General features: G+C 65.4%; 15 protein-coding genes and 1 pseudogene. 6 read left to right on the forward strand and 10 right to left on the reverse strand.

Annotated elements, in window-relative coordinates:
• Nucleotides 1–73: 73 nt before the first annotated feature.
• Together KHC28_RS13815 and KHC28_RS13820 are read right to left on the reverse strand one after the other, a co-directional pair.
• On the reverse strand, nucleotides 74–2311 hold the full coding sequence (locus tag KHC28_RS13815) for a xanthine dehydrogenase family protein molybdopterin-binding subunit (RefSeq protein WP_214008911.1): 2238 nt from the start codon (nucleotides 2309–2311) through the stop codon (nucleotides 74–76).
• Between the two features lie 13 nt (nucleotides 2312–2324).
• Nucleotides 2325–2771 carry a (2Fe-2S)-binding protein gene (locus KHC28_RS13820; protein ID WP_312893186.1) on the reverse strand — a complete coding sequence of 149 codons (447 nt, stop codon included), beginning with the start codon at nucleotides 2769–2771 and terminating at the stop codon, nucleotides 2325–2327.
• Nucleotides 2772–3109: 338 nt separating this feature from the next.
• On the opposite strand from KHC28_RS13820, the gene KHC28_RS13825 reads away from it, so the two are divergent.
• Nucleotides 3110–4012 carry a LysR family transcriptional regulator gene (locus tag KHC28_RS13825; RefSeq protein ID WP_214009053.1) on the forward strand — a complete coding sequence of 301 codons (903 nt, stop codon included), beginning with the start codon at nucleotides 3110–3112 and terminating at the stop codon, nucleotides 4010–4012.
• A gap of 367 nt (nucleotides 4013–4379) precedes the next feature.
• On the opposite strand, the gene KHC28_RS13830 is transcribed toward KHC28_RS13825, so the two are convergent.
• The 6 genes from KHC28_RS13830 to KHC28_RS13855 all read right to left on the reverse strand — a co-directional run bounded on the left by KHC28_RS13830 (nucleotide 4380) and on the right by KHC28_RS13855 (nucleotide 8355).
• Nucleotides 4380–5147 carry an SDR family oxidoreductase gene (locus KHC28_RS13830; RefSeq protein WP_214008913.1) on the reverse strand — a complete coding sequence of 256 codons (768 nt, stop codon included), beginning with the start codon at nucleotides 5145–5147 and terminating at the stop codon, nucleotides 4380–4382.
• Between the two features lie 146 nt (nucleotides 5148–5293).
• The gene (locus KHC28_RS13835; RefSeq protein WP_214008914.1) at nucleotides 5294–5761 is read right to left on the reverse strand and encodes a (R)-mandelonitrile lyase; all 468 of its coding nucleotides are present in this window, start codon (nucleotides 5759–5761) and stop codon (nucleotides 5294–5296) included.
• Between the two features lie 147 nt (nucleotides 5762–5908).
• Complete coding sequence (locus KHC28_RS13840; protein ID WP_214008915.1) at nucleotides 5909–6307, reverse strand: DUF1330 domain-containing protein; 399 nt, start codon at nucleotides 6305–6307, stop codon at nucleotides 5909–5911.
• A gap of 55 nt (nucleotides 6308–6362) precedes the next feature.
• Nucleotides 6363–6764 (reverse strand): putative quinol monooxygenase, encoded by a 402-nt coding sequence (locus tag KHC28_RS13845; RefSeq protein ID WP_214008916.1) that lies wholly within the window; start codon nucleotides 6762–6764, stop codon nucleotides 6363–6365.
• A gap of 113 nt (nucleotides 6765–6877) precedes the next feature.
• Nucleotides 6878–7099 (reverse strand): hypothetical protein, encoded by a 222-nt coding sequence (locus KHC28_RS13850; RefSeq protein ID WP_214008917.1) that lies wholly within the window; start codon nucleotides 7097–7099, stop codon nucleotides 6878–6880.
• Between the two features lie 179 nt (nucleotides 7100–7278).
• Nucleotides 7279–8355: a PQQ-dependent sugar dehydrogenase gene (locus KHC28_RS13855; protein WP_214008918.1), complete on the reverse strand. Its 1077-nt coding sequence runs from the start codon at nucleotides 8353–8355 to the stop codon at nucleotides 7279–7281.
• 711 nt (nucleotides 8356–9066) lie between these two features.
• Between KHC28_RS13855 and KHC28_RS27995 the strand changes: the two are divergent.
• From KHC28_RS27995 to KHC28_RS13880, 5 genes and pseudogenes are all read left to right on the forward strand, one after another.
• A pseudogene (locus tag KHC28_RS27995) lies at nucleotides 9067–9354 on the forward strand (cyclophilin-like fold protein); the annotation flags it as partial.
• Between the two features lie 12 nt (nucleotides 9355–9366).
• The gene (locus tag KHC28_RS13865; RefSeq protein ID WP_214008919.1) at nucleotides 9367–9747 is read left to right on the forward strand and encodes a DUF2255 family protein; all 381 of its coding nucleotides are present in this window, start codon (nucleotides 9367–9369) and stop codon (nucleotides 9745–9747) included.
• A gap of 100 nt (nucleotides 9748–9847) precedes the next feature.
• Entirely contained in the window at nucleotides 9848–10864 is a 1017-nt protein-coding gene (locus KHC28_RS13870) for a zinc-dependent alcohol dehydrogenase family protein (RefSeq protein ID WP_214008920.1), read from the forward strand.
• Nucleotides 10865–10931: 67 nt separating this feature from the next.
• Nucleotides 10932–11726 (forward strand): carboxymuconolactone decarboxylase family protein, encoded by a 795-nt coding sequence (locus tag KHC28_RS13875; RefSeq protein ID WP_214008921.1) that lies wholly within the window; start codon nucleotides 10932–10934, stop codon nucleotides 11724–11726.
• Nucleotides 11727–11842: 116 nt separating this feature from the next.
• Nucleotides 11843–12736: a LysR family transcriptional regulator gene (locus tag KHC28_RS13880; protein WP_214008922.1), complete on the forward strand. Its 894-nt coding sequence runs from the start codon at nucleotides 11843–11845 to the stop codon at nucleotides 12734–12736.
• Nucleotides 12737–12872: 136 nt separating this feature from the next.
• On the opposite strand, the gene greA is transcribed toward KHC28_RS13880, so the two are convergent.
• Both greA and KHC28_RS13890 read right to left on the reverse strand, forming a co-directional pair.
• Complete coding sequence (gene greA / locus KHC28_RS13885; protein WP_214008923.1) at nucleotides 12873–13355, reverse strand: transcription elongation factor GreA; 483 nt, start codon at nucleotides 13353–13355, stop codon at nucleotides 12873–12875.
• A 257-nt stretch (nucleotides 13356–13612) separates the two neighbouring features.
• Complete coding sequence (locus KHC28_RS13890) at nucleotides 13613–14725, reverse strand: NADH:flavin oxidoreductase/NADH oxidase (RefSeq protein ID WP_214008924.1); 1113 nt, start codon at nucleotides 14723–14725, stop codon at nucleotides 13613–13615.
• Between the last annotated feature and the right edge of the window lie 183 nt (nucleotides 14726–14908).

A 14908-nucleotide genomic window follows, 5' to 3' on the forward strand; every position in this document is an offset into this window, starting at 1 on the left:
TCGAAAGCGTCTCCGGGCGCGGCTGGCGCGCCCGGACGGGGGATGAGCGGGGATGAAAGAGATCCGCGATGGATCAGCCTTCGCCGGCGCTCAGCCTCTGCTTGGACAGCGGCAGGCTGCGAATGCGCTTGCCGGTCAGCACGGACGCCGCGTTGACCACCGCCGGCGGCACGCCCGGCACGCCGGGCTCGCCGATGCCGCCCATCGGCGCGCCGCTCTCGACGATGCGCACATGCACCTTCGGCATGCGGTCGGGCGGCAGGATCGGGTAGCCATCGTAGTTGCGCGCCCGCGGCACGCCCTCCGCATAGACCGCTTCCTCGAACAGCGCGGAGGACAGGCCCAGCGCGACCGCCGAATTCACCTGCGCGTTGATGATCGCCGGGTTGACGATGCTGCCGGGATCGATCGCCACCCAGACGTCATGGACCACGACCTCGCCGTCGCGCAGCGACACTTCGGCGATGGTCGCCACCTCGCTGCCGAAGGGCGACGCCATCGCGACGCCCCGCGCACGGCGGGTGCCGTCCTGCGCCGTGAACGGGCCACGCTTCCAGCCGCCGGACAGATCGGCGACGGCCTCCAGCAGGGCCTTGTGGCGCGGCTTGTCGGCCAGCAGGCGAAGCCGAAGCGCGTAGGGGTCCTGCTTGCCGGCGTCGGCCATCTCGTCGAAGAACGTCTCGGAAAAGAAGTCGTTCATCGAATGGCCGACCGAGCGCCAGAAGCCGATGATCATCGGGTCGTCGACATGGATCTGGGCGATGCGGCGGTTCGGAATGGCGTAGGGCTTGCCGGCGATGCCCTCCACGGACGAACTGTCCACCTTGTCGGTCTTGCGGCCGAACCAGCGGCCGGCGGGGCCTTCACCAACCGCGACGGCCTCATAGGCGACCGGAAGGCCGTTGGCGTCGAGGCCCGCGCGGAAGCGCGCCACCGCCATGGGACGCAGCGCATCGCGCAGGAACTCTTCTTCGCGACTCCACAAGAGCTTGACGGGCCGGCCGGATGCCTTCGCCAACAGGATGGCCTGAGGATAGGCATTGGCGGTGGTGTAGAGGAAATGCCGCCCGAAGAACCCGCCCAGCAGCTGCGAATGCAGGATCACCTTGTCGGGCGAAAGGCCGGCCACCTTGGCCGCATCAGCCTGGAACATCTCCGGCGCCTGATTGGGCAGCCAGAGCTCCAGCGTTCCGTCCGCATTGAAGCGCGCCAGCGCCGATGACGGCTCCAGCTGGCCATGCGCGAGATAGGGCGCGTCATAGACCGCCTCGACCTTCTGGGTCGCGCCGGCCAGAGCCGCCGCCGCATCGCCCTCGGTCTCGAAATCGAGCCCGGCACCCGGCATGGCCTTGAGCTTGGCCAAGTGACCTTCGGTCGAGAAATCGGCCGGCATGGCATTCGCGGTGCCAGAGGCCGGCTCGGTCCAGTTCACCTCCAGAGCTTCGGCCGCGCGACGGGCCCGCCACCAGCTGTTCGCGAGCACGGCGACCGCGCCCGGCAGCCGGTGCACCGAGTGCACGCCGGGCATCGCCCGAACCTGCGCCTCGTTCGAGATGTCGCCGGGCTCCATGCCGAGGCGCCGAGCGTGCTGGACCGCGCCATACAGCATGTCGTCGACCGTCTGGTCGATGGCGTAGCGCGCCTTGCCGGTGCTTTTCGCATGGATATCCAGCCGGGCGAACGGCTTGCCGATCCAGCGGAAATCCGCCCGCTCGCGAAGCGTGACATTCTCCGGCACGGGCAGGGCCGCAGCGGCGCCGGCCAGATCGCCGTAAGCGAGGCTTCGGCCGCTCGCCGCGTGTACGACGCGCCCGGGCTCGGTGGTCAATTCGGCAAGCGGCACGCCCAGCTGCACGGCGGCCGCCTGCAGCAGCATCTGGCGGGCGGCGGCGCCAAGCCGGCGCATGGCGTCGTAGCTCAGCCGCACCGACATGCTGCCGCCGGTGAAGCGCATGCCGCCGATCAGCAGATAGTCGGGGCCGGGAGGGGCCGGCTCCATCACGAACTGTGTCGGCTCGACGTCGAGCTCCTCGCCGACGATCTGCGCCAGTGCCGTGAAGATGCCCTGTCCGCCCTCCATGAACGGGCTGCGGAACAGGACGGTGCCGTCGGGGCGGATTTCAAGAAACGCGTTGACGCGCGTGCCGGGCTTGATGGCCGGCGCGTCGGCCTGCTGGGCGCGCGCCTGCCGTGCGGGGAGCGCGACCCCGAGCACGAGGGCACCGAGCGAGGCGCCGAGGAAGCCACGGCGCGAAAGGTTGAGCGGCGCGCCGGTCGAGGAGGCCTGGGCAGGAACCGTCATGTCGTTCATGGCCGCGTCTCCCTCAAGCCTGCGCCGCTTCGCGGACGGCGGCCGCGATCGCGTTATACGTTCCGCAGCGGCACAGATTGACCATGGCGCCGGCGATCTCCTCGTCGGTCGGCCGCGCGCTCTGCTTCAGCAGCGCCGTCGCGGCCATCACCTGCCCCGACTGGCAGTAGCCGCATTGCGGCACCTGCTGTGCCACCCAGGCCTCGACGACCTTCTGGCCGACCGGATCGGTTTCGATCGCTTCGATCGTCATGATCTTTGCGCCGGCCACGGTCTCGACCGGGGTCACGCAGGAGCGCGTCGCCTGCCCGTGGACCAGAACGGTGCACGCCCCGCACTGGGCGAGCCCGCAGCCATATTTCGTGCCCGTCATGCCGAGTTCGTCGCGCAGCACCCACAGCAGCGGAGTGTCCGGCTCGATGTCGACCTGATGCGTCTGACCGTTGATCGTAAGTTCCACGGCGTTGCTCCTCGATAGGCGTCCGGCACGGTGAACGAGGCAGGAAAAACCTCCCCGCGTAACCGGCGACATGGCGAGCCATCGACAGATGGCGCGCAGTTTAGAGGAGGTCGATAGTAGGCCAGATGCGGGGGCGGAATTAGAGGGCGCTCGACGCTAGAACCTATGAACGCATCTCATAAATGGCCCGGTGCCAAATAGCGCATAATCCCATAGGAAAATCCCATGATCGCCAGGATGCACGTCTCGGGAGCGGCTCCGCTGTTGCGGTCTCCCTCAGGGCCATGCGCGGGTCCGGCAGTTTTCCGGCACCCGGCAGGCCAACAGCGAGACAGGAAATGAGTCGAGAGAATCTCAGCGATCTGCAGGTCTTTCTCGCGGTTGCTCGGGAGCGGAGTTTCACCCGCGCCGCCGCCAGATTGGGGGTCTCGCAATCGGCGCTCAGCCACACCATCAAGCTGCTGGAAGCGAGGCTGGGCGTGCGACTGCTGTCGCGCACCACGCGCGCCGTCACGCCGACCGAGGCCGGAGCCAAGTTGATCGAGGGAATCGGCACCCATTTCGATCACATCGAAAGGGCGGTGGATGCCCTCAACGCGCTGCGCGAGAAGCCGGCCGGTACCATACGCATCGCCGCTTCCGACCATGCCATCCGGTACATCCTCTGGCCGAAGTTGCGAGGCTTCCTGCCGCAATACCCGGATATCAAGGTCGAACTGACCCTGGACAACGGCCTCACCGACATCGTGACCGAGCGCTACGACGCCGGCGTGCGCATCGGCGAACTGGTCGCGAAGGACATGATCTCGGTGCGCATCGCGCCGGATCTGCGCCTCGCCGTCGTCGGCACGCCGTCCTATTTCGAGCGGCACGGGACGCCGGAGCATCCCAAGGATCTCCTCGGGCATCACTGCATCAACTTCCGGCTGACCGGCTCCGGTTCGCTCTACGCCTGGGAGTTCGAAGACGCCGGAAAGGAACTTCGCATCCGCGTCGACGGGCAGCTCGCCTTCAACAATACGTTCGACGTGCTGGAGGCAACGCTGGACGGCTTCGGCCTGTCCTACATCCCGGAGGAGATCGTCTCCCCCTTCATCGCCGACGGCAGGCTTGTGCGCGCGCTCGATCGGTACTCCCCCGCCTGGGAGGGCTATCATCTGTACTATGCCAGCCGGCGGCAATCCTCGCCGGCCTTCGTGGCCCTGGTCGACGCGCTACGGTATCGCGGCCCGGCCAGATGATCGGCGCGCCTTCATGAGGATGTCTCATGAGGGCGCGCCGATGTCGGTGGGTAATCGACGGCCGCCGATCCTGTCGATGTTTCGGGCGGCCCGGCCGGCAGACATTGCGGATGCGTTCTGCGGGGCGGCAATGGCAGCCGCAACCGAATTGTCCGAGCATCATTGAAGTAGATATGAATCGAACGGTAACGGTTGCTCCCGGCCAGGCGAAATGGAGCGCGGTTGGTACCCTGGCTCTTTGCGTCGCGAGAGAACGATGCTTGGATGAACGCGCCGGAGCGAAATCAGTGCGTCCATCGCGCGCTGGGTATGCTGCGCTTCCGCCCTCGCATGCCTTTCCACACGGCTGGTCCCGGGGCGTCGCGTTTCAATGAGCGGTGAATCCGCCATCGACGGCGAGCGCGTGGCCGATCACGAAGGTCGAGCCCGGACTGCACAGCCAAAGCACGGCATCGGCGATCTCTTGCGAACGCCCCAGGCGGCCGATCGGCTGATCGCGCAGGATCTCCTTCATGGCATCGGCCTGCTCGGCGAGCATGCCGGAAACCATCGGGGTATCGATCGTGCCCGGGCAGATGGCGTTGATCCGAATACCGCGCGGAGCATATTCGAGGGCGGCGCTGCGAGTGAGGCCTATCACGCCGTGCTTTGAGGCGTGATAGGCGGCTCGGCTCGGCAGTCCCACAAGGCCGCCGAGGGACGAACAGTTGACGATGGCGCCGCTGCCCTGCTGCCTCATCTGCTTGAGTTCGTGCTTCATGCAGGCCCAGACGCCGCGAAGATTGACGGCGTTCACCCTATCGAAGTTCTCTGCGGTCTCATCGGCGGCGTCGCTGGGAGGAACCTGAATGCCTGCGTTGTTGAACGCCGCATCCAGACGGCCGAATGTCGCGACGGTGTGCTCGACCAGACGGGCGACTTGGTCTTCATCGGCGACGTCGCAGGCGATCGCCGCGACCTTGTGTCCGGCCCGTTCGAATGCCTCGCGAGCCGCGGCCAGCGCGGTCTCGTTGATGTCGGACAGGACAATGGCGGCGCCGGCGGCGGCGAAGGCCTCGGCCGTCGCGAGACCCATTCCCGAGGACGCGCCGGTGACGAGCGCGACGTGCCCGGTGAAATCGTAGGTTACGGTCATGACTGTTCTTCTCGGATGCGCGGACGACAGGGCCAGCGCTGTTCAGGTGAGGTGAGGTCCGATGCCGCGCGGCCGCGTGCCCGGCCCTGAAAACGGGCCGGGTCGGCTTAGACACAGCGATGGAGGGGAGCGAACGGCGTTGCCGGCTACGGCGCGGCGTATTGCTCGTCCGTCACTTGTTCCATCCAGGTGACGTTGTTGCCGTCCTTCATGTAGGAAAGCGCGATATGGGCCATGGCGTCCGAGGCGGTGGCGCCGTGCCAGTGCTTCACGCCCACCGGAATCCACACGACGTCGCCCGCGCGCACCACGATGCGCTCGCGTCCCTCTTCCTGAACCCAGCCGCGTCCCGAAGTGATGATCAGCATCTGGCCGGCGGGGTGCGTGTGCCATGCGGTGCGGGCGCCGGGCGTGAAATTGACGAGGCCGCCGGTGGCATGGGTCTCCGCATTTCCCGGAAATAGCGGGGTGACGGCGGCCGTGCCGCTGAAATTCTGCGCCGGTGCGATGATCGAGCGGTTGGAGCCGGCCTCCGTCACCTGGATGCTTTGCGCCGAGGCGGGGGCGACGCCCGCGAGCACAAGCGAGGACGCCGCGAGAATTGTTTTCTTCATAGCTGGTTTCCTGTTCGATGTTCCGTCCCGCGAGATAGCTGTGCGGACGCGGGCCTCGGGCCTTCCGCGCATGAGGGGCCGCGCATGAGAGGCCCACGATCATGCGTGCGTTCGATCGGCCGTTGCGCGAAGGATCTCGTTTAGAATCTACTTCGGAAGACCTTGGACGATGTACGTGTTGGAGCGGCCCGAGCGCTGCCGCATCGGCAGGATTTCCTGATAGGCTGCCGAATTGTACCAGGCGCGCGCCTTGTCGATGCTGTCGAACTCGATGACGACGAGGCGGCCGATGGGACCATCGCCCTCCTTCACCTCCGCCTGACCGCCGCGAACGATGAAGCGCCCGCCAAAGGGCTCGAAGGTCGCCGCGACGCGCTCGCTATAGGGGCGGATGCCGTCGCGATCGGCCACCTCGAACTCGGCGACGTAGTAGGCGGGCGCAGCCGGCGTGGACATCGTATCGGCATGGGCCGTGATGGCCCCCGCACCCAGCATCCCGGCCATCGTCAGGCACGCCGACAGAAGAAGGTGACGCTCGTTCATCATTGATCTCTTCATGAAGTGATCGTCGTCCGGCCTGAAGGCGGGCGTTACGCATGCCTCAGCGCGGCTTGGCGCTGAGCTGCACCGGGGCGGTCTCGATCAGTTTGCGGGAGCGGATCATCTTCTGCGTCGTCGCCACATATTTCTTGAAATGCGGCGATTCCAGATGAAGGAGGTAGGCCTCGTCGCTGGCGTAGATCTCGAAGAAACGAAGGCTGTTCGGCCTGTCCTTCTCGGCGACCGAGTAGATGGCGAGCACTCCCGGCTCCAGTCGGATCGCATCGTCCATCTCTTCCTTCACCGCGACCTTGTAGGCGTCCAGCTGAGACGGTTCGATCTCCAGTTCGGCGATGCGGACGACGGTTCGATCGCGCCCCTGCGCATCGAGGGTGTTCATTCCGATGGCTCCGAGCCCCACGCCGCAGATCGCGGCGAGGGTGAGGGAAAGCTTTGTGGTCATGACGACTTTCTCTGGCGCGGCACCACTACACAATCACGCAGCACGCGGCCGACGGTGGTCCATGCGGGGAGGATCGCCGCCGCGCGAGCGGCGATCCGTCGCCTTGGTCCCGGCTACTGGTTCACCGTGGCCGGCGCGCCGGTCTGCGCGGTCTCCTGCGTCAGAGCCACGGTCGCGTTGTTCCGGGGCGCGCTGTCGGCGCCCGGGCTGGCAGCAGCCTGCGAACGTTCGGTCGTGGCGGAGGCGGCCCTGTACTTGGCGGCGCAGTCGCCTTCGGCCAAGGCGGATGTGGCAGTGATGGCAAGCACCGAGGCAATCACGGCAGTGATCTTCATGTCGTATCCTCTGGGTCGAATGCAATAACGACGATTGCGGCGTAAAGTTAGTCGAGCATTGTTGGCGTGAGTACCCGATCAATCCTGCATGGCCATATGAGCTGTTCTCATGAAACAGTATGGCCTCGCCGCAACGGCAGGCAGCGCTGGCGGATGGTCGGCGAACGACCGCGCCGCCTTCACTGGCGCGGCGAAAGCCGGATCAGGCGATCCCCGTTCGAAGGCCCATCCGCCCGCGGCGAGCGGTTGGTCGTGATGACGTAGAGCCGGCCATCTACGGGGAGGACGTCGCGGAAGCGCTCGCCCGACGAGAACACTGGCTTGAGGCGCCCGGCTCTTTCATCGAAGACGTACAGGCCGCGAGCGCCAAGGGCAGTGACCAGCAGTTCGTCACCGGCGAATGCAATGCCCGAGGGCGCCCACGTGTCGCCGCCCGAGCTAAGCAGGGGCGGCTCCATGCCCTCGCGCCGTTCGGTCCCGGATATGACGGGCCAACCATAATTGCCGCCCGGACGGATCAGGTTGATTTCGTCGCGCGCCGATTGGCCGTGCTCGGAGACGTACAGTTCGCCTCGCCGGCTCCAGGCCAATCCCTGCGGATTGCGATGCCCATAGGAATACACGAAGGAGCCGGGGAACGGATTGTCGGCCGGCACCTCGCCGTTGCGCGTCATCCGCAGCACCTTGCCCGCGAGGCTGCCGAGATCCTGTGGCCGCGCGGGGTTCTCTGTCCAACCCGTGGTGACATAGAGATGACCGTCGGGGCCGATGGCGATCCGCCCGCCATTGTAGAGCCGATGGCCCGGTATGCCGGCGATGAGGACGCGGGTCTCCCGCCAGGAGCGGCCGTCGAAGCGCGCCTCGATCACCTTGTTCGTCAGGCCGGAGCCTGAGCGGTAGCTGTGGTAGAGATAGGCGAGGCCGCTATGCGGGAAATCATCCGGCAGCGCCATGCCGAGAAGGCCGCCGCCGCCGTCGTGCACGACTGGATCGGACGTTTCCAGCCAGTAGCGGGTCAATTTTCCGCCCGCGATCATGACGATGGTGCCGCCCGCCTCGGTCAGGATGAGCATGTCACCGGAACGGTTGATATCCCACGGATAGGACAACTGGTCGCTCACGACATCGGCAATCCAATCGTGCGGCTCCGTTTCGAGGATGGAGCGCGGTGCCGGAGCTTGTCGAGCGTGCGGCCCTGACACCGGGAATGCGACCGAGAAGGCGAGCGCGGCAAGAAGGACATGGGAGACGCTCATGCCGTCGTCCTGTCGCTGAAATCCACCATACGGTGCTCCTCCATTTTCTGAGCGCGGCTTGCCCCCGACCTGCCGGAGAGTGATGACGGAGCGCAACGAGCATGGCCTGCCCGCATTCCGGAAAGGCCTTGTCCGATTCATGCGGACACGCCGTCGGAGCTGGACCGAAACGCCGGCGTCGCAATGCCGGCATGCCATGATCTTCTGAAACCGGAAGCTAGCATCTCACCCGGCGGCAGCATTAGCGGGCGAGCTTTGTATGGGCCTATGAGAACAGCTCATGAAATGAACGGACGAAACGGTGGGCATGGGCGCGGCGACCTCGTTCCGGACGCCCGGCCAGCGACGACCACTCTGCGATTGATTATTTAATCTCATAAGTACATGCAAATTGTTGCGGCTAATCGAGAAGCAGCCCGCGAGCTATGTTCAGCCCGTCAAGCGATAAGGCGCTGATTTCGGTCTGTGGGACGCGTGGAGCAGCTCTCGCGGATCGGTGGTCGGCTCGTCCTGGAGACGGTGGAGCATGCATGTCGAGCGGCATCCTCATAGGCCTCCCGGTCGCCGCTCTGCTGATCGCCGTGAGCCTTGCCCGCCGGGTGTCGGCTCAGCCGGCGGACATGGCAGGCGGGCACCAGGGGCAGCCGGTGAAGATCAGGATCATTCTGGAGGCCGGACCGTTGCCGCGACACTGGTCGACACCCGACTGCCCAGGACCTCGCGTCGCTGCTTGCCCTGACGCCGACGCTCACCGACCACGCATCGATAGAAAAGGTTGGTGAATCTGCCGCGCAGGCTGAGCCGCGAGGGGACCCGGAGGCGATCGATCCCACGGTCGACGACATCGCCTGCCACCCACCCCGGGGCAATCTGGCGATCTTTCATCGCGACTTCGGACGCTGTCCCGGCCCGATCCCGCTCGGCTCCCTCTATTTCGGCGCAACGCTTTTCGCTCGCCCCGGCCCGATGAGAGCGAGGATCGAACGGGTGAACGATTGACGGAGAACGGCAATGAACTGGTCCCCGGATGAACTGGCAAGGATCGATCAGGCGGATGACCTGAAGATCGCTCCCTTTCGCGAGGATGGCGTCACCTATGGCACGCCGACCTGGATCTGGGAGGTCGTTGTCGACGGCGCGCTCTATGTACGCGGCTACCATGGCAGGAAATCGCGCTGGTATCAGGCCGCGATCCGCCAGAAGGCCGGGCGGATCATCGCGGCGGGCATGACGCGCGAGGTCGGCTTCGAACCCGTCGAGGGATCGATCAACGACCGCATCGATGAGGCCTACCGTGCGAAGTACGCCAGCAGCCCATATCTGGCGCCGATGATTGGCGCCCGTGCGCGTGCGGCGACCGTGAAGATTGCTCCACGAGACACGGTGCCCTGACGCCCGGTCTTGGATGTAAGCCGACTAATAACTCGGCGCCTGAACCGCAAATCCGCAGACTTCAGACGTCTGAAGCGAGGCCACAGGAAAGGAGCGGCGCATGCTCTCGACAATTCTCTACGGGCCGGGAGACATCCGGGTCGAAGACCGTGACCGTCCCGCCATCCAGAAGCCGACCGATGCCGTGATCCGCGTCGCGGTGAGCTGCGTGTGCGGCTCGGATCTGTGGCCTTATCGCGGGCTTCAGGCGACCGATGGGCCGACCCCGATGGGCCACGAATATTGCGGCATCGTCGAGGAGGTCGGCAGCGCCGTGAAGACCATCAAGCCGGGTCAGTTCGTCATCGGCTCGTTCTTCGCCTCCGACAATACCTGCCCGCATTGCCGCTTCGGCTATCAGAGCTCGTGCCAGCATCGGGAGTTCGTCGGCGGGGCGCAGGCGCCCTATCTGAGAGTGCCGCTCGCCGACGGCACGCTGGTCGCCACGCCGGAGGTGCCCTCGGACGAGCTCCTGCCCAGCCTGCTCGCCGTCTCCGACGTCATGGGGACCGGCTGGTTCGCCGCCGACGCGGCGAATGTGAGGCCCGGCTCGACGGTCGCCGTCGTTGGCGATGGCGCCGTCGGACTTCTCGGTGTCCTCTCGGCCAAGTTGATGGGAGCCGAGCGCATCATCGCCATGAGCCGCCACGCGCCACGCCAGGCGATCGCAAGGGCGTTCGGCGCCACCGACATCGTCGAGGAGCGCGGCGATGCCGGTGTCGAGCGCATCCGGGAACTGACCCGAGGCGTCGGCGCGGATTCGATCCTCGAATGTGTCGGTACGCAGGAATCGATGATGCAGGCGATCCGTTCCATTCGGGCGGGCGGCTCGATCGGCTATGTCGGCGTTCCCCATGGCGTCGAGCTCGACGGCGAGCAGCTCTTCTTCGCCCATGTGCATCTGCACGGCGGACCGGCACCTGTGCGCCGCTATCTGCCCGACCTGATCAGGATGGTGTTCGACCGTGAGATCGAGCCGGGCAGGGTGTTCGACATGGAGTTGCCGCTCGCCGAGGTCGCCGAGGCTTACAGCGCGATGGATGAGCGGCGCGCGATCAAGGTCTTGCTCCGCCCCTGACCAAGATGAGAAGCCGCTGCTTCCGCGCGGCGACGGTCGATATCAAAGTGAAATAAGGGAAGCGATGATGAAGAAATTTCTGGCCGCTACCGCGATATCGGTCGCACTAAGCGAGCCCGGTTTCGCACAGCAGGCAAGCGGAGGCGCGCCCATGTCGCAAAGCGGTTCCACGCTGTCGATCACCGACATTCAGGCGGTCTCGCCGGCACTCGGCCGGTACGCCCAGGAGGATGTGCTGGGAGACTTGTGGCGGCGGCCGCAAATGTCGCCGCGAGACCGCAGCATCGTGACGGTGTCCGTCCTCATCGCGCGCAATCAGGGCTTCGATCTGAAGCATTACATGAATGTGGCGCTCGACAGCGGTGTCAGCCCGGCCGAGCTCTCCGAGATCATCACCCATCTGGCGTTCTATTCCGGCTGGTCGAACGCCATGTCGGCTGTCGCCGCGGCGAAGGAGGTCTTCGCCGAACGGGGCATCAAGGCCGATCAACTGCCGCCCGCCTCGCCGGAGCTACTGCCGCTGAACGAGGAGGTCGAGCGCCAGCGTGCCACCGGCGTCGAGAAGAATGTCGGTCCGATCTCGCCCGGCCTCGTCACGTTCACCACCGACCCGCTCTTCCTCGATCTCTGGCAGCGTCCGGCTCTGGCGCCCCGCGATCGCAGTCTCGTGACGGTCAGTTCGCTGATCGCCTCCGGTCAGAGCGCCCAGATCACCTATCACCTCAACCGGGCGATGAATAACGGGCTTACTGCGGAAGAGGCCGGCGAATTGATTGCCCAGACCGCCTTCTATGCGGGCTGGCCCAACGCTTTCTCGGCTTCGGCGGTGGTCGGCGAGGTGCTGCGCAACCGGCCGAAGTGAGCGCGCCACCGACCTTACGCAAAGGTGATCGGGCGCGGTCGCGTTACAACTCGTGAGCTCCCTCTCTCATGTGTATGAGCTTTCAATCATTGCTCGGCCATGAGAGAGGCTCACGAATGGAGCGGCAGAACGTCAATGACATGATGGTGTTCCTGGCGGTGGCTCGTGAGCGCAGCTTCACCAAGGCCGCCGCCAAGTTCGGCGTGTCGCAATCGGCGCTCAGCCATACCATCCGCCAGCTGGAGGAACGGCTCGGCATTCGGCTGCTGATGCGGACGACGCGCAGCGTCTCGCCGACGGAGGCGGGCGAACGCATGCTGCAGAGCATCGGTCCGCTTTTCGACGAGATCGGATCGGCGATCGACGGGCTGAATGCCCTCAGGGAGAAACCGGCGGGCACTATCCGCCTCACCGCCGGCGATTACCAGATCCAGTGCTATCTCTGGCCGAGGCTACGCACCTTCCTGCACCAATATCCGGACATCCGGCTTGAACTGGACGTGAATTACGGCCTGCAGGACATCGTCAGCGATGGCTACGATGCCGGCGTCCGCTTCGGTGAGCAGATCGCCAAGGACATGATTTCCGTCAGGATCGGGCCGGACATACGCTTCGCGGTGGTCGCGGCGGAATCCTATTTCTCCTCGCGTGATATTCCCCAGCACCCCAAGGACCTGACGCAGCACAAATGCATCAACCTGCGCTTTCCGACCCTGGGCGGCCTCTATGCCTGGGAGTTCGAGGAGAATGGCCGGGAGATCAAGGTGCGGGTGGATGGGCAACTGGTCTTCAACACCATCTACAATGTGCTGGAGGCCGCCACCGACGGGTTCGGCTTTGCCTTCGTGCCGGAGGACATTGCCAAGCCGCATCTGGAGGCCGGCCGGCTGCATCGGTTCCTGGAGGCCTATTCGCCCTATTGGGAAGGATTCCATTTGTATTACCCGAGCCGGCGGCAGGCTTCCCCAGCCTTTTCACTCCTCGTGAACGCATTGCGCTATTCGGTGTGATGGAGCATCCGACACTCGATCCTGCCGAGCCGCCTCAAGCTTCCTGAGGCCGTAACCGTTTCCACGCAGGGCCGAAGATCCCGTTGCGGCGTGGGCACTGGTGACACAGCGCGGGCGGGCGCTGCCAAGCGCGCCGTCAGGAGATGAACAGGATCTCGAGACTGCGCGGCCCCAGCTGGGCGATGTCGCCGACGGCTTTGCCCATCAGCGCAAGGGCGAGTGGCGAGCCATGCGATACCGTCGCCTGAGACGGGTTCGCCTCATCCTCGCCGACGATGCGGTAGGTCTGAGTACGCCCGTCATCGCGTTCGAAGGTCACGGTGTGACCGAAGGCAATGACGTCATTCGATGCCGGCGGCGGAGTGACCCGGGCCGTCTTTACGCGCTGGGTATAATAGTGGACGTCCCGGGTCGGCAGCGCCGACTGCCGTCGCCGCTCATTGACGTCTTCCAATGCATGAGCTGTCGTAAGAGCGCGCTGGGCACGGGCCAATTCCTCTTGCAGCATCTGAAGGCCAACCTCCGTGACGAGATTGATCCGGTCGGAGATCGGACGCGCCGGCAAGATGGTCTCAGATGCCGCCTCGGCACTTTCTTCCTTTGCAAATGCCACACTCAAGTCGTCGAGCCTCCCGGCAAAATTCGCCCAAGATGTGTCCTCATACGCCAGATCAAAGCGGCGAACACATCGCGGGTACCACAAAAAAGGGTTGCTGGCGCGTGGATCCCAACAGCCGCATCAGAGTGCAGGAACAGTGTGGCCCCAGAGCGCAAACCCAGGAGGCCAGCTGTTACGATGTCGACAGGCTCGATGGGCGCGGCATGGAGTGATGTGCGTCGATTTGAGTCCACACGCATCGCCGCGCCCCTGCAAACCTAACGCGGGACCTTCACGAAAAGGTCTCTGAAGCGGGACGGTTGGCAGCGCAGATACTGGTCGGCGGCGCCGACCTGACCGCCTAGCGCGGCAGCGGCGTGCCAAGGCCAGCGGGGATCGTAGAGGATGGTGCGTGCGAGTCCGACGAGATCGGCGTCGCCGGTCGCAACAATCGCCTCCGCCTGCTCGTAGCCGGTAATGAGCCCGACAGCCACGACCGGCATCGAGACATGAGCCTTCACGACGCGCGCCAGTGGAACCTGATAGCCGGGAGAGAGCGGAATCGCCTGCGACGGGTGCAGGCCGCCGCTCGAAACATGGATGGCAGCGCAGCCCCGCGCTTCCAGCTCTTTGGCGAAGGCGATCGTCTGGTCCACGTCCCAGCCGCCTTCCACCCAATCGGTCGCCGACACCCGCATCGTTACCGGGCGGTCGGCCGGGAACGCGTCGCGCACAGCGTCAAACACCTCGAGAGGGAAACGCATGCGGTTCTCGAGAGTGCCGCCATAGGCGTCCTCACGCCGATTGGAGATCGGCGACAGGAATTGGTGAAGGAGGTAGCCGTGCGCGCCGTGGATCTGGATGGCGTCGAGCCCTAGCCGGCCGGCGCGGGCGGCGGCCGCGGCAAAAGCATCGCGCACCCTTTTGAGGCCTTCGGCATCCAGTGCGTGAGGGGGCCTGTTACTCTCCGCGAACGGAATTGCGGACGGTGCGACCGTCTGCCAGCCGTTCGGCGAGGAAGGTGCGATGTGCTGGCCACCGAGCCAGGGCTTTTCGGTCGACGCCTTGCGACCCGCGTGGGCGAGCTGGATGGCGATCGGCATGTCAGACCAGCGGCGCACGGCATCAAGCGTCCGGCCCATCGCGGCCTCGGTCGCGTCGTCGTAAAGCCCCACGTCACCATAGGAGATGCGCCCCTCGGGAACGACCGCGGTTGCCTCGATGGTGAGCAAGGCTGCGCCAGAGAGCGCGAGCTGCCCCAGATGGATGAGGTGCCAATCCGTCATGCGGCCGTCCTCAGCCGAGTACTGGCACATAGGCGCGATGACAATTCGGTTCGCGAGCTTGAGTTTGCCGACGGCGAAGGGGGTGAAGAGCGTGGGGGCGGTCAACGGCGGCCTCTTTATCTTGCTATGAAAATGGAGGGTCCGACAGGAGTTCGCGGAGCGCCAATGGTACATATCGGGAGAAGGTCGCTCCCGCGTGTCAGCAGCAACACGGAACCTCGCACGTCACTTACTCGCACCACGCGACCGCATGTCCTACCTCTACATCAACAATCTCTCACGCAGCAT

Source organism: Ancylobacter sonchi, from assembly GCF_018390695.1.
GTDB classification, from domain to species: domain Bacteria; phylum Pseudomonadota; class Alphaproteobacteria; order Rhizobiales; family Xanthobacteraceae; genus Ancylobacter; species Ancylobacter sonchi.